The sequence below is a fragment of the Donghicola sp. genome (assembly GCF_025210255.1).
In the GTDB taxonomy this organism is placed as follows: domain Bacteria; phylum Pseudomonadota; class Alphaproteobacteria; order Rhodobacterales; family Rhodobacteraceae; genus Donghicola; species Donghicola eburneus.
Map to the genome: position 1 here is coordinate 1 of NZ_JAOARZ010000029.1, position 18,700 is coordinate 18,700.

18 protein-coding genes and 1 tRNA gene are annotated in these 18,700 nt (G+C 59.1%); 6 read left to right on the forward strand and 13 right to left on the reverse strand.

Going from position 1 to position 18,700, the window contains the following annotated elements; genetic code table 11:
- Positions 1-217: 217 nt before the first annotated feature.
- The 3 genes from N4A58_RS13785 to msrP are packed head-to-tail and all read right to left on the reverse strand — an operon-like array spanning position 218 to position 2,371.
- Positions 218-823, reverse strand: a complete 606-nt coding sequence (locus N4A58_RS13785) for a VPLPA-CTERM sorting domain-containing protein (protein WP_293710521.1) — start codon at positions 821-823, stop codon at positions 218-220.
- Positions 824-863: 40 nt separating this feature from the next.
- Complete coding sequence (gene msrQ / locus N4A58_RS13790; RefSeq protein ID WP_293710522.1) at positions 864-1,475, reverse strand: protein-methionine-sulfoxide reductase heme-binding subunit MsrQ; 612 nt, start codon at positions 1,473-1,475, stop codon at positions 864-866.
- Complete coding sequence (gene msrP, locus N4A58_RS13795; RefSeq protein ID WP_293710523.1) at positions 1,475-2,371, reverse strand: protein-methionine-sulfoxide reductase catalytic subunit MsrP; 897 nt, start codon at positions 2,369-2,371, stop codon at positions 1,475-1,477. The genes msrQ and msrP overlap by 1 nt, the downstream gene beginning before the upstream one ends.
- Before the next feature lie 173 nt (positions 2,372-2,544).
- Between msrP and N4A58_RS13800 the strand changes: the two genes are divergently transcribed.
- The gene (locus tag N4A58_RS13800) at positions 2,545-2,985 is read left to right on the forward strand and encodes a DUF302 domain-containing protein (RefSeq protein ID WP_293710524.1); all 441 of its coding nucleotides are present in this window, start codon (positions 2,545-2,547) and stop codon (positions 2,983-2,985) included.
- A gap of 191 nt (positions 2,986-3,176) precedes the next feature.
- A complete protein-coding gene (locus tag N4A58_RS13805; protein WP_293710525.1) occupies positions 3,177-3,656 on the forward strand; it encodes a fasciclin domain-containing protein in 480 nt (159 codons plus the stop codon).
- A 60-nt stretch (positions 3,657-3,716) separates the two neighbouring features.
- On the opposite strand, the gene clpB is transcribed toward N4A58_RS13805, so the two are convergent.
- Complete coding sequence (gene clpB, locus N4A58_RS13810; protein ID WP_293710526.1) at positions 3,717-6,335, reverse strand: ATP-dependent chaperone ClpB; 2,619 nt, start codon at positions 6,333-6,335, stop codon at positions 3,717-3,719.
- A gap of 178 nt (positions 6,336-6,513) precedes the next feature.
- Between clpB and pyrF the strand changes: the two genes are divergently transcribed.
- Both pyrF and N4A58_RS13820 read left to right on the forward strand, forming a co-directional pair.
- Positions 6,514-7,227 carry an orotidine-5'-phosphate decarboxylase gene (pyrF, locus tag N4A58_RS13815; protein WP_293710527.1) on the forward strand — a complete coding sequence of 238 codons (714 nt, stop codon included), beginning with the start codon at positions 6,514-6,516 and terminating at the stop codon, positions 7,225-7,227.
- A 115-nt stretch (positions 7,228-7,342) separates the two neighbouring features.
- The gene (locus N4A58_RS13820; protein ID WP_293710528.1) at positions 7,343-8,596 is read left to right on the forward strand and encodes a DNA polymerase IV; all 1,254 of its coding nucleotides are present in this window, start codon (positions 7,343-7,345) and stop codon (positions 8,594-8,596) included.
- On the opposite strand, the gene N4A58_RS13825 is transcribed toward N4A58_RS13820, so the two are convergent.
- Entirely contained in the window at positions 8,597-9,460 is an 864-nt protein-coding gene (locus N4A58_RS13825) for an N-formylglutamate amidohydrolase (protein ID WP_293710529.1), read from the reverse strand. It abuts the gene before it with no gap.
- Positions 9,461-9,602: 142 nt separating this feature from the next.
- Here N4A58_RS13825 and N4A58_RS13830 point away from each other — a divergent pair.
- Positions 9,603-9,677: transfer RNA gene (locus N4A58_RS13830), tRNA-Val, on the forward strand.
- A 69-nt stretch (positions 9,678-9,746) separates the two neighbouring features.
- On the forward strand, positions 9,747-9,872 hold the full coding sequence (gene ykgO / locus N4A58_RS13835) for a type B 50S ribosomal protein L36 (RefSeq protein ID WP_012177066.1): 126 nt from the start codon (positions 9,747-9,749) through the stop codon (positions 9,870-9,872).
- Between the two features lie 134 nt (positions 9,873-10,006).
- Here the strand turns inward: ykgO and N4A58_RS13840 are convergent, their stop codons facing one another.
- The 8 genes from N4A58_RS13840 to N4A58_RS13875 all read right to left on the reverse strand — a co-directional run bounded on the left by N4A58_RS13840 (position 10,007) and on the right by N4A58_RS13875 (position 18,697).
- A complete protein-coding gene (locus N4A58_RS13840) occupies positions 10,007-11,227 on the reverse strand; it encodes a phenylacetate--CoA ligase family protein (RefSeq protein WP_293710597.1) in 1,221 nt (406 codons plus the stop codon).
- A 10-nt stretch (positions 11,228-11,237) separates the two neighbouring features.
- Positions 11,238-12,062 carry an ABC transporter ATP-binding protein gene (locus N4A58_RS13845; protein WP_293710599.1) on the reverse strand — a complete coding sequence of 275 codons (825 nt, stop codon included), beginning with the start codon at positions 12,060-12,062 and terminating at the stop codon, positions 11,238-11,240.
- Between the two features lie 70 nt (positions 12,063-12,132).
- Positions 12,133-13,425, reverse strand: a complete 1,293-nt coding sequence (locus tag N4A58_RS13850) for an ABC transporter substrate-binding protein (protein ID WP_293710601.1) — start codon at positions 13,423-13,425, stop codon at positions 12,133-12,135.
- 83 nt (positions 13,426-13,508) lie between these two features.
- Positions 13,509-14,585, reverse strand: coding sequence for a branched-chain amino acid ABC transporter permease (locus tag N4A58_RS13855; RefSeq protein WP_293710603.1), 1,077 nt, complete (start codon positions 14,583-14,585; stop codon positions 13,509-13,511).
- Between the two features lie 29 nt (positions 14,586-14,614).
- Positions 14,615-14,860: a hypothetical protein gene (locus N4A58_RS13860; RefSeq protein ID WP_293710604.1), complete on the reverse strand. Its 246-nt coding sequence runs from the start codon at positions 14,858-14,860 to the stop codon at positions 14,615-14,617.
- Between the two features lie 2 nt (positions 14,861-14,862).
- Positions 14,863-15,822 (reverse strand): branched-chain amino acid ABC transporter permease, encoded by a 960-nt coding sequence (locus N4A58_RS13865; RefSeq protein WP_293710605.1) that lies wholly within the window; start codon positions 15,820-15,822, stop codon positions 14,863-14,865.
- A gap of 12 nt (positions 15,823-15,834) precedes the next feature.
- The gene (locus tag N4A58_RS13870) at positions 15,835-16,650 is read right to left on the reverse strand and encodes an ABC transporter ATP-binding protein (protein ID WP_293710917.1); all 816 of its coding nucleotides are present in this window, start codon (positions 16,648-16,650) and stop codon (positions 15,835-15,837) included.
- A gap of 73 nt (positions 16,651-16,723) precedes the next feature.
- Positions 16,724-18,697, reverse strand: coding sequence for an AMP-binding protein (locus N4A58_RS13875; protein WP_293710606.1), 1,974 nt, complete (start codon positions 18,695-18,697; stop codon positions 16,724-16,726).
- Positions 18,698-18,700 lie beyond the last annotated feature (3 nt).

Consider the following 18,700-nt stretch of genomic DNA (forward strand, 5'->3'; position numbering starts at 1 on the left):
CTAACCGAACCATCCAGCCTTCCGACCGTCCCGTCCGTCCCAACCGCGCCTCAGCGCCGCCGGTGAGGGGCCTTCTACGGATAGCTGTGGAGAGTCGCAAGTGAAAAAATCACAGAAATCCAAAAAAAATGAAACAGAGCCCAATTTATTGGAAAGCCGCCCAAATTTCAGATGTTAGCGCGCCTCTATCTGAAGCCGAATGGTCTGCTAGGCCGCCTCAGACGGTACCTGCAGATTTACCACGCCCTCTCATCGCCCCGAGGACGCCCAAAGCCCCCAAGAATAGCCATGCTGTCGCAGGCAGCGGGATCGGTGGCGGCGTATAGGCCTCGAACTGCATCGCGCCGAGAACCGCTTCGGACTGCCAGTTCCAGCTCTGAAAATCACCATCAATAGCGAACGTCGTGTTCTTCGGAATGATGATGTCCTGCTCCGATAGATCCAGCCACCCCCATTGATAGGCGGGGAACGCGAGATTGTCGGCCTGCATCTCTTCTCGGACCAAGACTGAAAATGGCAGGCTCGCGCCGCTCGGGTCCAACTTGGTGGTCTTACCGTTCAAGCGCGTCAACTGGATTGCTTCGCTCGCCACAATCGTCAGTGCGTGCATATAGGAGTAGCCGAAACTGAGCCCCCCGTTCTTGAAGAACCGCTCAGGTGTCCCAGCCGACTCGGCCCAAAAGGTCAGATCGATGCCATCCACAGAATAGGTCACCGTCGACTTGGTGTCAGAAAAGAGTGATGACGAGAAGTTCACGGTGGATGCAGCCGCCGACTGCCCGAGTGCGACAACCATTGCCGCAGTGATCATTGCCTTTGTCATATGCGCCCCCAATAAGTCGTGACGCCTAAGGTCTTAGGCCTCAGCGTTTAACAAAGACTTGCCGGAATGAAGAAAGAGGCATCCAGCGCATCGCGAGCAAGAACGCAATCGCAGCGAGGTACACCAAAGGCTCGAGCTGAAAGCCTTTGGCTTGCATCACCATATGGAGACCGGCCAACAGCACTGCCGGATAGACAAGCTTGTGTACAGTCCGCCAACGGGCGCCCAATTTTCGGATGGACCAGTTGTTCGATGTGACCGCCAAAGGCAACAGAAACAGCAGCGCGACCATGCCCACTGTCACATAAGGACGCTTGATAATATCCGCGACGATCTGCGAGGGGATCTGCACATCCAGCACCAACCAAGTCAGGAAGTGCACAAGCACATAGAAGAAGGCCACAACCCCAATCGGTCGCCGCAGCTTGATCAAGCGAAGAGGCGTCAGACGCTGAATTGGCGTAATGCACAAGCCGGCGATCAACAGCCACAGCGCCCAAAGTCCTAGATTACGTTCGATCGCATCTACGGGGTCCGCACCCAGAGCATTCTGAAACCCCAGCGCATAGAGCCATATGACAGGCACTGCGCCCACCACATAGAGAACCCAATTCGGGATCGCCCGAACCGACCGGTTCACGACATCGATCATTAGAAGTTCTTTCGCAGGTCCATGCCTTGGTACAGCGAAGCGACCTCGTCGTAGCCATTGAACATCAAGGTGGGCTCGCGCTTGGCGAACAGGCCACCCCCAATCCGGCGCTCGGTCGCTTGGGACCAGCGTGGGTGAGCGACTTCGGGGTTCACGTTACTATAGAAACCGTACTCGCGTGCGTTCGCCATATTCCAGCTGGTGGGCGGCTCTTTATCCGTCAGGGTGATGCGGGAGATGGATTTGGCGTATTTGAACCCGTACTTCCACGGCACGACCAGACGGATCGGCGCACCATTCTGGTTCGGCATGGGTTTCCCATAAATGCCGGTGGCCAGCAGCGTCAGGGGATGACGCGCCTCGTCCAGACGCAAGCCCTCGCGATAGGGCCAGTCCAGAACAGGGAATCGCGTGCCCGGCATTTCCTCGGGACGTAGCACGGTTTCAAAGGCCACATACTTGGCGCCGCTTTTCACCCCGACCAGTTCCAGCAGATCCGCCAGTTCAAAGCCATTCCATGGCACAACCATCGACCATGCCTCGACGCAGCGGAAACGGTAGATGCGCTCTTCGATTGTCATCTGGGGGACAAGATCGGACAAAGCATAATCGCCGGGCTTTTCGACCATGCCATCAATCTTGATGGTCCACGGGTCGGTTGTCAGCTGATCCGCATAACGCGCGGGGTCGTCTTTGCCTGTGCCAAACTCGTAGTAGTTATTGTAGCTGGTGATATCTTCGAAGCTGTTAGGCTCCAGACCAGCGGCCCGCAGAGGAGAGGCGGTCAAACCCAGCCCAAGCGCCGCAGCCCCCGCCATCATTTGACGGCGATTTACAAACATCGCCTCGGGGGTCACATCGTCAGAAGTCAGGGTATTGCGCCAGCGGTTCGCCATCAGATCCTCCTTGAAAGCTCTGCATGACATAGCATCACCGCCCTCGTTGACCAAAAAACTCCTTTTCACACTGTCGTAAAGCGAATGAAACGTTTGGCGCCGCCATTGCCAGCAACCCACCCCCCGTGCCATAAATTCACAAACACGAATTTGTTTTCACGGGGAGGAAAACCATGAAGCATTGGATTACAGTCGGTCTGATCGCGGCTGCCACGACAGCTGCTGCCGAAGAGCCCTTTATGTATGTCACTGACCAAAGCTTCGATGACGTCACTTTTGGGCTAGAAAGTGCGATTATCGACGCAGGGCTCGTGGTCGACCACATCAGCCACACGGGCGAGATGCTAGAGCGGACCCGCGCCGATGTTGGCTCGGACGTGGTGCTGTTCGAGGCTGCGGATGTCTACAGCTTCTGTTCGGCCACTGTGTCGCGCAGCGTGATGGAGGCGGACCCGCTGAACCTGATGTACTGCCCCTACGACATCTTTGTCGCCGTGATGGCGGATAAACCCAACGAGACCATCATCGGCTTCCGCCCCTACCCTGACGGCCCAATGCAAGAGGTTCATGACCTTCTAGACGGCATTGCACGTGCAGCAATTGGGCTGGAATAACGGCCGGTTCAATCACGACCGCTGACGAAAATGTCAGTGGTCTTCTCCAGAAGCGCTGGCTTAGTCGGCGGATTGCTTAGATCAAGAAATTAAACACGATATCTCGAGTGATCTTTTTCGCGGCTGGCGCGTACTTTCTCCAACAACGCCAACACTGGGTTGTGATTGAAACTAAAATTTGGAGATACAAAATGTTCCGTCGTACTGTTCTTGCTCTTGGTACCGCAGCTTTGATGGCAGGCCCCGCGCTCGCTGAAACTCATTCCATGGACATCGTCGACACCGCAGCCGGTGCAGGCAACTTTAACACTCTGGCGACCGCAATCGAAGCTGCTGGTCTGACCGAGACGCTGAAGGGCGAAGGTCCGTTCACCGTATTTGCCCCCAACGACGATGCATTTGCCGCTCTGCCCGCTGGCACGCTGGACACCCTACTGGCAGACCCCGAGGCACTGGCCGAAATCCTGACATATCACGTAGTCCCCGGCGCCGTGATGTCGTCTGACATCGAAGTTGGCATCATGCCTGTCACCACCGTTAATGGTGCAGAAGCAACCGTGACCAACAGCGACGACGTCATCTCGATTGATGATGCGACCGTGGTGGGTGTCGACATCGAAGCATCGAACGGCGTGATCCACGAAATCGACGCTGTGATTATGCCCCAATAATCACCACTCACGCGAAAGGCCCCGGAGAGCGATCTCCGGGGCCTTTTTTATGCTCGGGTCTTAGTGGACGACGGCGTCATCCGGCTTTGGGCGATTGCTGGCACCGATACGGTCGCCAATCAACAATCCCTCGGCACCCGCGCTAACGGTCACAACAGTATCGTCGCGCACGTCCCCGCCGAGGATCATCTCGGCCAGCGGGTCTTGCAGGGCACGTTGGATCACGCGTTTCAGCGGGCGAGCACCGAACACAGGATCATAGCCTTCGTCGGCCAGCCACTTACGGGCGTCCTCATCCAGCTCCAGTTTGATCTTGCGCGCAGCCAGACGTTTTTCCAGACGGCGCAACTGGATGCTGACAATGCCATCCATATCCGCGCGGCCCAGACGGTCAAAGATGATCGTCTCGTCCAGACGGTTCAGGAACTCGGGGCGGAAGTGCGCCCGCACCGCATCCATCACGTCGCGCTTGGCATCGCTAGCATCCGCACCATCCGGCAGAGTGCTGAGCGACTGGGCTCCAAGGTTAGACGTCAGAATGATCAACGTCTGCTTGAAGTCCACCGTCCGACCTTGGCCATCGGTCAGCACACCGTCGTCCAGAACCTGCAACAGCACATTAAAGACATCGGGGTGTGCCTTCTCGACCTCGTCGAACAGAACCACCTGATAAGGACGGCGACGGACCGCTTCGGTCAGAACACCACCTTCGTCATAGCCGACGTAGCCCGGAGGAGCACCGATCAGACGGCTGACCGCGTGTTTCTCCATGAACTCGGACATGTCGATGCGGACCATCGCGTTGTCGTCGTCAAAGAGGTACTCGGCCAGAGCCTTGGTCAGCTCGGTCTTACCCACACCCGTCGGCCCGAGGAACAAGAAGCTACCCAAGGGACGGTTCTCGTCGTTCAGGCCAGCGCGGGCACGCCGCACGGCGTTCGACACAGCCTTGACCGCCTGACGCTGACCGATGACGCGGCGTCCCAGCTCCTCTTCCATCTTGAGCAGCTTTTCACGCTCGCCTTCCAGCATCTTAGTGGTCGGGATACCCGTCCAACGCTCCACGACCTGAGCGATCTGCTCGGGGCGGACAGCCTCTTCGACCATGACACCGTCGGCTTCTGCGGTCTCGGCGTCGCCTAGCTGTTTTTCCAGCTGAGGGATCACGCCATAAGACAGCTCACCGGCACGGGCCAGATTGCCTTCGCGTTTCGCCTGCTCCAGTTCGGCGCGGGCACGGTCCAGCTTTTCTTTCAGGTCGCGTGCACCGGCCAGCTTGTCCCGCTCTGCCTGCCAGCGGGCAGTCAGTTCAGCGCTACGGTCTTGCAGGTCAGCCAGTTCCTTCTCCAGCTTCTCGAGGCGGTCGCGCGAGGCATCGTCATCCTCTTTCTTCAGCGCTTCGGCTTCGATCTGCTTTTGCAGGATCTCGCGGTCGATCGCGTCCAGTTCCTCGGGCTTACTGTCCACAGCCATACGCAGACGGCTGGCGGCTTCGTCCATCAGGTCGATGGCCTTGTCCGGCAGGAAGCGGTCCGTGATATAGCGGTGTGACAGGGTTGCCGCCGCCACAAGGGCCGAGTCACTGATCCGCACACCGTGGTGCAGCTCGTACTTCTCTTTGATGCCGCGCAGGATACTGATGGTATCCTCGACCGTGGGCTCCTCGACCACGAGGGGCTGGAACCGGCGGGCCAGAGCCGCATCCTTTTCGATGTACTTGCGGTACTCGTCCAGCGTGGTTGCGCCGACGCAGTGCAGTTCCCCCCGAGCCAGCGCAGGCTTGATCAGGTTGGCCGCATCCATCGCGCCATCAGTTTTCCCCGCGCCGACCAGAACGTGCATCTCGTCGATGAACAGGATGATTTCGCCAGCTGCGGCGGTCACCTCGTTCAAGACGGCTTTTAGGCGCTCTTCGAATTCACCGCGGTATTTCGCACCGGCGATCAGCGCGCCCATATCCAGCGCGAGCAGCTTCTTGTTGCGCAGGGATTCAGGGACGTCGCCGTTCACGATCCGTAGGGCAAGGCCCTCGGCAATCGCGGTTTTACCCACGCCCGGCTCACCGATCAGAACTGGGTTGTTCTTGGTCCGGCGAGACAGGACTTGCATCGCACGGCGGATTTCCTCGTCCCGGCCAATGATCGGATCGATTTTGCCGTCGGCAGCGCGCTGGGTCAGGTCGGCCGCGTATTTCTTTAGGGCATCATAGCCATCCTCGGCCGACGCGCTGTCTGCGGTGCGTCCTTTGCGAATGTCGTTGATCGCTTCGTTCAGCTTTTGCGCAGTCACGCCACCTGCATCCAGAGCGTCCTTGGCTTTGGTTTTCACCATCGCCAGCGCCATCAGAATGCGTTCGACAGGAACAAAGCTGTCACCGGCTTTTTGCGCTAGGGTTTCGGCCTCGGCCAGCACCTTGGCAGTTGTCTGCGCCATGTAGGTCTGACCAGCATCGCCGCTGACCTTGGGCAATTTATCGACAGCCAAATCTACGGCCAGAGCAACCTGATTTGCCTGACCACCGGAACGCGTGATCAGATTGGCGGCCAAGCCTTGATCGTCATCCATGAGAGCCTTCAGCAGGTGCTCAGGGGTCAGTTGCTGGTGCCCCTCGCGCATAGCAATCGTCTGCGCGGCCTGAAGGAAACCACGCGACCGCTCCGTGAACTTCTCTAAGTTCATGGCAGTTCTCCTCTATATAAGCGCCCGATTACGGCGATGCCCGCTAAGCGGCACATCATGTTGTGGGCCTCTTACGAAAAGATGGAGTGCACACGCATGGGTTTCAAGAGGTCACACACTCTTGACCGTTCGATTTTCACAGCGCATCACGGGCGAAATTTTCCCACAGGAGACTGCCATGATCGCCGATAACCGCCTGATCGTCGCACTGGATGTGCCGAACGCCCTCGAAGGACTGAAAGTTGCCGAAACCCTCGGGGATGCGGTCAGTTTCTACAAGATCGGTCTGGGGATGCTGACCGGCGGCGGGCTGGCGCTGGCCAACGAGCTGAAGGACGAGCACGGCAAGAAGATCTTTCTGGATATGAAGCTGTTCGACATCGGCCAGACCGTCGAGAACGCGGTGCGCGGGCTGGCGCAATTCGATCTGGATTTCCTGACTGTTCATGGCGACCCCTATGTGGTGAAGGCCGCCAAAGAAGGCGCAGCCGGCAGCAACATGAAAATTCTGGGTGTGACGATCCTGACCTCGCTGGATCGCAGCGATCTGGATGGCGCGCTGATCAAGGACGGTGCCATCGACGATCTGGTCGTCGAGCGCGCGGGCCGTGCCTTTGACGCTGGCGCAGACGGCATCATTTGTTCGCCCAACGAGGCGGCGCGCATCCGTGCCCTGCCCGAATCCGCTGGCCGACTGATCGTCACCCCCGGCGTGCGCCCTACGGGCAGCGCGACCGACGACCAGAAGCGTATCGCGACCCCTGCCATGGCAGTAAAGAGCGGCGTGGACCACATCGTCTGCGGCCGCCCGATCTGGCGCGCGGCTGATCCACGTCAGGCAGCTTTGGATGTGGTGGCAGAGATGCGCGCCGCGGCGGCTCCGAACGCCTGATTTTGGCGCTGACGCGCCACGGCCTGCGGCCGGTTGGGTATTTTTGCCAAGATGAAGGAGGCGGGTGCCATTAGGTGTCCGGCTCTCTTATATTTGCTGCCGGAGGTGGGGTCGGATGCCTGCACTGTGTCGCAATTGTTTGCATGAGTTCGAGAGCGGGGCGCGATGCCCCAAGTGCCGCAGCCCCCGCGTGGTTGCGCATGACGAGTTGTGGGATTTGGGAATCGCCCACATGGACTGCGACGCCTTTTACGCCAGTGTTGAGAAGCGGGATCGGCCTGAGCTGGCCGCCAAGCCTGTGATTATTGGCGGGGGGAGGCGCGGAGTAGTCTCGACTGCCTGCTATGTGGCGCGGATTCGCGGTGTGCGGTCTGCCATGCCGATGTTCAAGGCGCTGGAGCTGTGCCCCGATGCCGTGGTGATCAAACCTCGGATGGAGGTCTATGCCGAGGTTTCACGTGACGTGCGGGCGCGGATGGAGGCACTAACGCCAGCGGTGGAGCCATTATCCCTGGATGAGGCGTTTATGGATTTGCGTGGGACGGCCAAGTTGCATGGCGCTCCGCCAGCGGTTCTGGTTGCGCGACTGGTCAAAGGCATGAAGGACGATCTGGGGATCACCGGATCAATCGGGCTGTCGCATAACAAGTTTCTCGCCAAGATCGCGTCAGAGATCGACAAGCCAAACGGGTTCGCGGTGATCGGCAAGGCCGAGACAGCAGACTTTCTGCGCGACAAAGATGTGGGAATCATTTGGGGCGTTGGCGGTGCGACTAGGGCATTGCTGGACCGTGCAGGGATTCGGACCATCTCTGATCTGCTGCGCTGGGACGAGGCGGAACTGGTCGCGCGGTTCGGCAGCATGGGGCTACGGCTATTCCATCTTGCACGCGGCGTAGATGCGCGCGCTGTGAAACCCGATCGCGGGATGAAATCCGTCAGCAACGAGACAACCTTTGACGAAGATATCTCGGATATCGATCTGCTGGACGGCCATCTGTGGCGCATGGCGGAGAAAGTTTCGGATCGCGCCAAAGCGAAAGGGATCGCGGGCCGTACTGTCACACTGAAACTGAAACGCGCGGATTTCCGTCTACTGACCCGTCGCGTGACCCTGACCGATTCGACCCAGTACGCCGACAAACTGTACCGCGCGGCCCGTGGGCTATTGGATCAAGCCATAGACGCAGCGCCGTTCCGTTTGATCGGCGTCGGGCTCGGTGATCTGGTGGATAGCGGAGATGCGGATCGGTCCGGCGATCTGTTGGACCCTGACGCAGAGCGTCGCGCCCGCGCCGAGAAAGCAACCGACGCCATCCGTCAGAGATTTGGAAGCGACGCGATCATCAAAGGGCGCTCTTTGCGGTAATCACTCGGCCGCCATACGCGTGGGCGTTGCCCTCGCAAACTCTGCCATCCCTGCGATTACACGGCCGATCAGCGCCTTGAAGTCTTCATAGCCCTCGTGCGGGGTGATCGTCGCCTCGTTCATATACAGAGAGCGATCTATCTCGATCTGGATCGCGTGCTGATTGCGGCCAGGTCGTCCGTAATGCTGCACGGTGTAGGCCCCCGCAAAGGGGCTATTACGGGTCACTACCAACCCTTCGGCACGGAACAGAGACTCAAGATGCGTGACTATGGCCAAATCAGCCGAGGCTCCGAAACGATCCCCCAGAACGACTTGCGGGCGCGGTAGGTCGCTGCGCACCAGATTATCGACCGCCTCGTGCGGCATCGAGTGGCAATCAATCAGAATGGCACGACCGAATGACTCACTAGTGTCGTCCATCAACCCGCGCAAAGCCTGATGATAGGGCACCCAGCATCGCTCGATTCGCTCTTGGGCCGTGTCTTGGGTCATCTTGCCCCGATAGATCGCGCGCCCGTTTGACACCACGCGGGGAATCACACCAAGCCCCGATGCGATTCTCGGAGAATTGTAGCGGCGGCGGACACCCTCGATCAGGGCGGGGTCCAGTTCATCGCGGCTACGATTCAGATCTAGGTAGGCGCGCGGGAATCGCGCGGACAGAAACGGCGAGCCTTGATCGGGCGCACTGCTGAACAGGTCGTGGACATAGGCATCTTCGGACGACCGTATGGTGTGCGCGTCAAGGATCGTGCGCTCCATCAAATCTCTCGGATATTCATTGCCGCTATGAGGGGATGCAAACACCACCGCAGTGGTTTGCCGCGCAGGGCGGTCCAAGTCGAATATCCGGTGATGCATGGCGGCTCCTTTGAGACAAATCCTAAACCGAAAAGAATCCTTGTCAAAAGCCCTTGAACACCCCGACGACTCCTTTTATAGAGCGCGAACCGAAACGAAGCAGACGGGTTCTTCGGAGCCTTTGACGCAGACATTTAGGTAAGCGCGCGTAGCTCAGCGGTAGAGCACTACGTTGACATCGTAGGGGTCACTGGTTCAATCCCAGTCGTGCGCACCACGAATTCACCGGTCCTTTTTGGGGCCAACTGCTAACAGGCGCACGCGCGCCGCGACAAGGAGAGATACGATGAAAGTCAAGAACTCGCTCCGCTCGCTCAAGCAGCGTCACCGCGATTGCCGTGTCGTGCGCCGTAAGGGCCGCGTCTACGTCATCAACAAGACGCAGCGCCGCTTTAAAGCCCGTCAAGGCTAAGAGCATCCTGAGCAGCAGAATAAGCCGTCCTTCTGGGGCGGCTTTTTTCTTTGGTAGCCTATGCGATCGCACAGAAAAGAGGCGGCTCTCTGGTTCAGAGGCCGCCTTTTCCATGTGAACTGGTGAGTGTTGGGTCAGCCGCCGTAGCTGCGCTGGTCGTCGATCACCTTGCCATCGTTCGGCAAGCTGCCCACAGGCACACACTCTACGGCACCCTTCAGCTTCAGCACCTCGGCCACAGAGCCCTCGTAAGAGGACGCATCTGTGCCCCCCTCGATTTGGACCCGCATGACATCCATCTCGCCCTCACGCAGGGCGATGACGCGCGCTTTGGTGATCTCCGGGTGCTTGGCCACCAGTTGGGCGACCTGTTCAGGGCGGACGAACATGCCCTTGATCTTGGTCGTCTGGTCCGCACGGCCCATCCAGCCCTTGATCCGCTTGTTCGTGCGGCCACAGGGGCTGGTGCCCTCCATGATCGCGCTCAGGTCACCTGTGGCAAAGCGGATGAGCGGGTAATCGGGGTTCAGACTGGTCACAACGACCTCGCCGACCTCGCCTTCGGCAACGGGCGTGCCAGTGCCGGGGCGGACGATTTCCACGATGACACCTTCGTCGATGATCATCCCGTCCATCGCGGGGCTTTCATAGGCGATATTCCCCAAATCCGCGGTCGCATAGCACTGCAGGCAGGAAATCCCGCGATCGGCATATTCCTGGCGCAGGGACGGGAACAGCGCCCCTCCCCCAACAGCAGCCTTGGTGATCTTGAGCGTTGCGCCCATCTCGTCGGCCTTGTCCAGAATCACCTTCAGATAATCCGGAGTGCCCGCATAAGCCGTCGTGCCCACATCCGCGGCGGCACGCACCTGCAGTTCGGTCTGCCCAACACCGGCGGGCAGAACTGCGGCCTGCACAGCCCGAGCCCCACTCTCAAAGATCATACCCGCGGGCGTCAGATGATAGCCAAAGCAGTTCTGCACGACGTCGCCGCGCCCGATTCCCGCTGCGTGCAAGAAACGCCCGATCCTCCACCAGTCATGGCTGATCTCGCCGGGCTCATAGATTGGGCCTGGCGACTGGAAGATATGCGCGAACTCACCAGCACTTTTTGCGGTGAAACCACCAAAGGGCGAGCTTTGCCCCTGCGCGACCCCAAGCTCTGACTTTCGCAGAACCGGCAGTACGGCCAAATCATCGAGCCCCTCGATTTCTGACGGGTCAATCAGGCCCAGAGAATCGCGATACCCGCGCAAGCCCTGCACAGTACGAAGTTGCGCACGCAAAGCTTCCATCTGCGCGGCCTCACGTTCATCAGCGCTCCGCGTTTCGAGGTCATCAAAATATGTGGTCATCGGCGCCTCCTCAGCTCAGCCAACGCTTGCGGCGGCGATAGCTCCGCACATCGCGGAAACTCTTGCGGCCCTCTTCGGACATCCCGAGATAGAATTCTTTGACGTCTGGGTTCTCGCGCAGATCGGCGGCGCTGCCGTCCATCACAACGCGGCCCGATTCCAGAATGTAGCCGTGGTGCGCGTAGCGCAGCGCCACATTGGTGTTCTGTTCGGCCAGCAAGAAGGACACGCCCTCGTTCTCGTTTACCGATTTCACGATCTCGAAGATCTGTTCCACCAGCTGCGGCGCCAGACCCATGCTGGGTTCGTCCAGCAGAATGCATTCGGGACGGGACATCAGCGCACGGCCAATCGCGACCATCTGCTGTTCGCCGCCCGAGGTATAACCGGCCTGCGATTTGCGGCGTTCTTTGAGGCGCGGGAAATAGTCATAGACCATCTGCAAATCCGCATCGACCGCGCCGCGCCCGTCATGGCGCGTGTAGGCACCGGTCATCAGGTTTTCTTCGACGGTCAGGTGCTCGAAACAGTGACGGCCTTCCATCACCTGAATGACACCCTTTTTCACCAGCGCCGCAGGGTCCAGATCCTGCACGCGCTCGCCCTTGTAGAGCACCGACCCTTTGGTCACCTCGCCGCGCTCGGAATGCAGCAGGTTCGAAATGGCCTTCAATGTAGTTGTTTTGCCTGCCCCGTTGCCCCCGAGCAGCGCAGTGATGCCGCCCTTGGGGACCGACAGACTCACCCCCTTCAGCACAAGGATAACGTGGTTGTAGATCACCTCGATATTGTTGACCTCGAGCAAGGTCTCTTGGGTTCGTCCCGCGTCCAGCATGGCTCTTCTTCTTTGGAAAAATACCTAAAGGTTCTCCGGCGACGACCCGCGCCGCCGGAGCCGTTTCAGATCAGCTGTCGCACTCGACGACGGGCCAAGGCGCGTTGGCTTCGGCGTATTCAGCCGCCTTGGCTTCGGCGAGCGGCTTGATCACCGACTGGTCGGCCTGCAGCAGATCACTGGCTTGGGTGAACTTGGAGCCATCCCATTCCAGAATCCACGCCCCCGAATGGCCGGTGTGGTTCGAGCAAGAGGTCGAGAACGGCGGCACCATGCCTTCCATTCCCAGCTCTGCCAGCTTCTCTTCGGTAATGTTCAGGTTTTCGAAGCCCCAACGCAGGTCCTTGGGTCCGATTTCGGCATTACCTGTGTGCTCTTGGGCGGCCTTGATCGCCTCGGCCAGCATCATCGACATGACCAGACCGCGCTGATAGAAAACACTATTCAACTGGTCTTCGGTGGTCTGGGTTTTGCCGGTGTCGATGACGTGCTTCTTGATGTCCGCCAACAGAGCGCTGTCAGGTTGCGGCATCGACCAGCTGATCGATTTGTAGCCTTTGCCCTCGTCGCCGACAGCCGCCAGATCGGGATCGTGGCCCGCCCACCAGACGCCATAGAACTGATCCATGGGATAGCGGGTCTTGACCGCTTCTTGGATCGCGGCGCTGTTCATCGCACCCCAGCCCCACATGATCACGTTGTCCGGACGCTCGCGGCGAATTTGCAGCCACTGAGCCGACTGGTTCTGCATTTCTTTCAGGCCAACGGGGACCGGAACCAGTTCAAAGCCATGCTCTTCCGCCATTTGCTCCAGCAGGGGCAGAGGCTCTTTGCCGAAGGGGTGGTCAAGGTGCAGGAACGCAATCTTCTTGCCCTGCAGGGTCGACATGTCACCGCCTGCAATATGCGAAACGATCATGTAGGCGCCATCCCAATAGGAGGCGGGCGGGTTATACGCCCACTGGAAGGTGCCGCCTTCGGACATGGGGCTAAAGCCATAGCCGGGTGCCAGGATCGGGATCTCGTCCACGTTGGTCTTTGGCAGAACCTGCAGGGTGATGCCGGTGGACCAAGGCTGGGTCACAATCGCGGTGCCTTTGGTCTTTTCATAGCATTCGACGCCTTTTTCAGTCGAATAGCCGGTCTCGCACTCCGAGAAATCGACGGGTACGCCGCCGACGCCGCCATCGCGTTCGTTCAGCAGGGTCATGTAGTCAGCCTGACCGTTCATCAGCGGGATACCCAGCGCTGCGAACGGGCCGGTGCGGTAGGCCATGTTCGGGGCATACAGGCCCTCTGCCATGGCTCCGCCTGCAATTACGGTCAGCGCAGTCGCGGCTGCCAGTTTCTTCCACAGTTTCATCCGGTCTCCTCCCTTGGATCACGTGGATGGAATTCAGCGTGCTCCCTCCTCAAAGAGCGCGCCAATGGTTGGGCTGCCCCGCGTTAGTGCGGGAACGGCCAGATCACGAGCTTCTCACGGATTAGCGCCCAAAGGCGGGCCAAGCCGTGCGGTTCGATGATTAGGAAAAACACGATCAGTGCACCGACGATCATGATGTTCAGATGCTCAACCGTGGCCGAGCTGATCGGAAGGCCAAAGGTTTCGGGCAAGGTGTTCAGGATCACAGGCAGGCCGACGATCAGGATCGCGCCCAAGTAGTTGCCCAAAATCGAGCCAAGACCGCCGATGATCGCGATGAACAGGATGCGGAACGACAGGGGGATATCGAACAGGTTCGGTTCAGCCGCGCCGCGCCACATAAAGACGAACAGCGCACCGGCCACCCCCACGATGTAGCTGCTGATGGCAAAGGCAGTCAGCTTGGACTTCATCAGGTTGATGCCAATCAGTTCGGCCGCAATGTCCATGTCGCGGGTCGCTTTCCACGTCCGGCCCAGCGTGCCGCGCGTTAGGTTGATGCAAAGCATGGTCATCAGACTCACGATCCCCAGCACCACATAGTATTGCACGTGGCTACTGGCGGTCGGACCGGCAACGGTTACGCCGAACATCTGCAGCGTGGGCACCTGAATCGCGCCCGAAGCGTTGTAGTTGTAGAGCCACGCCCACTTCTCGAAGAGCCAGACGAGGAAGAACTGCGCAGCAAGGGTGGCAATCGCCAGATAGAAGCCTTTGATCCGCAGGCTCGGGATACCAAAGGCCACCCCGACCCCCGCCGAGAACACTCCCGACAGCAGGATCGCCACCACAGGGTTCATCCACGGCATGATCGTCACCAGCTTGTAGCAGGCATAGGCGCCGACCCCCATGAACGCGGCGGTCCCGAGGCTCAGCTGCCCCGCATAGCCGGTCAAAATATTCAGGCCCATCGCGGCCAGCGAATAGATCAGGATCGGGATCAACAGGGTCTGAAACGCGAACTCACTCGCGGTCAGGGGCAAGATCACCCAAGCAAAGGCCAGAATAACCGCCAGTAGGATGGCATCCTGACGGACCGGGAACAGGGCCATATCTGCCGTGTAGCTGGTCTTGAACTGGCCAGACGTACGATAAAACATCGGTTCTCTTTCTTGTTCTTAGCCGGAGATCAGACTGCGGACTCGACGGTGTCTTCTTTGACCGCCCACTTCGGCGGCTGCGCTTTGCCGGTGCGTTCGGAATGGCGGACCAGCCACAAGTGCGCCCACATCCCAACCGCTCCACCAGCCGCGGCCAGTACCACCGCTGTCACCATCCGGTCGGCCTGTCCGGTGTTTTCGGTCAGCGCCAGATACCCAAAGGCCCAGAACCCACACCACGCGACAACGTTCAGAATTGCGATAAGCTTCGGCATTTTCAGACCCTTTCGATAATGCGTTCGCCGAACAGACCCTGCGGGCGGAACAGCAGAACAATCAGTGCCAGAACAAAGGCGAACCACGTTTCGGTGTTGCCGCCCAGCAGCGGCTGGCCCCAGTAAATCTCGAACAATTTTTCCAAGATTCCGATCATCAGACCGCCAATGATGGCCCCCGTGATCGACTCCAGACCGCCCAGCATCAGAACCGGCAGCGCCTTGTAGGCGATGACTTCCAGCGCAAAGCTGACGCCCGCGCGCGCACCCCAGGCAATACCGGTGACCAGCGCGATGATGCCTGCGATGAACCAGACCAAAACCCAGATCGTCTGCAGGCTGATGCCCACGGACAGCGCCGCTTGGTGGTCATCCCCCAGCGCGCGGATCGCGCGGCCCATGCGGGTTTTGTTCAGGAACGCCAGTAGCGCAATTACCAGCACTGCAGCCACGACAACAGCGGTCACGTCCTTCTGCTCCAGCAGAAGGAAACCGCCAAAGGGTTCAAAGATGAACTCACCGGTGGGAATACCCAACTCTTCGGTGATCATGATCTTGTTTTCGCCGCCGAAAATAAGCTCGCCAAAGCCGATCAGGAACAGCGTGATCCCGATGGTTGCCATGAACAAGATGATGTCCGGCTGGCCCACCAGCGGGCGGAGGACAACCCTTTCAATGCTGACCGCCAGCACGAACATCACCCCCAGCGACAGGATCACCGAGATCCACGCTGGCACACCCATTTCATGGAACCCCACAAGGGTCAGCGCGGCGAACACCACCATGATCCCTTGGGCAAAATTAAAGATACGGCTCGACCGGAAGATCAGCACGAACCCCAGCGCGATCAGCGCATAAAGGATACCTGACACCAGACCTTCCCACAGCACCTGCATCAAGAAATCAGGCGCCGCGAACATGTCGGCAAAGGGTTGCACCAAAAGGCTATTCAAAAAATCCATCTGCTCGTTCCTTTAGTGCTGCACGCCAAGATAGGCGTCGATCACGTCTTGATTGTTGCGCACCTCATCAGGTGTGCCGTCACCGATCTTCTTGCCGTAATCCATCACAACCACGCGGTCGCTCAGATCCATGACCACGCCCATATCGTGTTCGATCAGGGCGATCGTGGTCCCGAATTCGTCATTCACATCGAGGATGAAGCGGCTCATGTCCTCTTTCTCTTCGACGTTCATACCCGCCATGGGTTCGTCCAGCAGCAGGATCGACGGCTCAGCCGCCAAGGCCCGCGCTAGTTCCACCCGCTTTTTCAAGCCATAGGGCAAGCGACCCACAGGCGTTTTGCGGATAGCCTGAATTTCCAGAAAGTCGATGATCTCCTCGACCTTCTCGCGGTTTGCGACCTCTTCGTCCCGTGCCTTGCCCCACCAGAGGGCCTGACTTGCGATCCCGGCGTTCATCTTGGTCAAACGGCCCGTCATCACGTTGTCCAGAACGGTCATCCCTTCAAACAAGGCGATGTTCTGGAACGTCCGCGCAACGCCCATCCGCGCCACCTCATACGGGCGCATCGGCGGACGCGGCGCACCCTTGTACCAGACCGACCCTTCGCTCGGGGTGTAGAACCCCGAAATGATGTTCAACATCGAAGACTTGCCCGCCCCGTTCGGCCCGATGATCGCGCGGATCTCGCCCGCGCGAATGTCAAAGCTGATGTCCTTGATCGCCACCACGCCGCCAAACCGCAGGGTGATGTTCTTCATTTCCATCAAGACGCCGCCGATCTGGCGACCGTCCTCGGTCACGTATCCTGCGCTCGCGTCCATCACTGCGTCCGCTCCTTCAAACACAGGTCCATCCCTTCTTTTTGCTGAAAATACTCATGCTGACTGATCCACATGCTCATTCCGCCGCCACCTTCTGGGTCGCAACCTGCGCCACTTCGGCATCGCGGATCTCCAGCGTTGCGCGGATTTTGCCTTTTCGACCGTCTTCGTAGGTGACCTCAGTCTCGGTGTAGATGCTCGGCGATCCGTCATAGAGCGCCCCGACCAGATCAGCGAATTTCTCGGCGATGATCTTGCGGCGCACTTTGCGGGTGCGGGTCAGTTCGCCATCATCCGCATCCAACTCCTTGTGCAGCACAAGGAAGCGGTGGATCTGGCAGCCCGACAGCATCTCGTCCTGCGCAACGCTGCGGTTCACCTCTTCGACATGGTTCTGGATCGTCTCCAGCACTTGCGGATGCCCCGCCAACTCCTGATAGGAGGCATAGGCGATGTTGTTCCGCTCGGCCCAGTTGCCCACCGCCGTCAGGTCGATGTTGATGAACGCCGTGCAGCGATCTTTGCCTGCGCCGAACACCACGGCCTCAAGGATATTCGGGAAGAACTTCAGCTTGTTCTCGACATATTTGGGCGCGAACAGGCTGCCGTCGGCCATCTGACCCACGTCTTTGGCACGGTCGATGATCCGCAGATGGCCGGTCGATGGCTCAAAGAACCCAGCGTCACCAGTGGCCACCCAACCCTCGGCATCCTTGGTGTCAGCCGTGCTTTCAGCGTTCTTGTAGTACTCGACGAACGTTCCGGGGCTGCGATAGAACACCTCGCCATTTTCGGCGATGCGGACTTCGACACCGGGCGAAGGCACACCCACCGTGTCCGAGCGCACCTCGCCATCGGGCTGCTGGGTGATGAACACGCTGGCCTCTGTCTGACCATAAAGCTGCTTCAGGTTGATCCCGAGCGAGCGGTAGAAATCGAAAATCTCGGGCCCGATCGCCTCGCCTGCGGTATAGCCCACACGTACTTGGCCAAAACCAAGCATGTTCTTCAGCGGGCCATAGACCATGAACTCACCCAGAGCGTACTTCAGCCGGTCCATCGGGCTCACGGATTTGCCGTCCAGAATAGCCGGACCGACTTTGCGGGCGTGCGCCATGAAGTGATCAAAGATCTTCTTCTTAGTCGGCCCAGCATCCTCCATCCGGATCATGGTCTGGGTCAGCTGGGTCTCGAAAATCCGCGGCGGGGCGAAATAGTAGCTCGGCCCGATTTCCCTCAGATCGGTCATCATCGTCTCGGGGCTTTCGGGGCAGTTCACGCAGAACCCTGTCCAATACGCCTGCCCGATCGAGAAGATGAAATCCCCCACCCACGCCATCGGCAGATAGGCCAGCACCTCGTCCCCGGCCTTCAGATGGTCAAACTCCGACGAGTTCTTGGCGGTCTCGATCATGTTGCGATTGGACAGAACCACGCCCTTGGGCTTGCCCGTGGTGCCCGAGGTATAAAGCATCACGCAGGTGCTGTCGTAGTTCAGCTTGGCAGTGCGGCGGTGCAGTTCGGGTGTAAGCTCGTCCCGCGCGGCATGGCCCTGTTCCTGCACATGGCTGTATTCATGCAGACGGGTGTGATCGTATTTCCGCATCCCCTTCGGATCGAGATAGATCATATGCTCGAACTGATGCAAGTCGTCCTGAATATCGATGACTTTATCGACCTGCTCTTGATCGCCCGCTATCACGAAACGCGCGCCGCAGTGGTCCAGCACATAGGCCATCTCTTCGGCGTTTGCGTCTTGGTACAGCGGTACCGGAATGGCGCCCACAGCCTGCGCGGCCACCATGGACCAATACAAATATGGGCGATTGCGCCCTATAATGGCGATGTAGTCGCCCTCGGCGATGCCCATATTGATCAGGCCAAGCGCCAGCGATTCAACTTCTTTGGCCGTCTCGGACCACGTCCAGCTTTGCCAGATACCGAACTCTTTTTCGCGATACGCCGGTTTGGCCGCGTACAGTCGGGCATTACGCTCCAACAGCGCTGGAAAGCTCTCCAGCGCGTCGGACGCAGTATGCGTCAGTGTCACGTT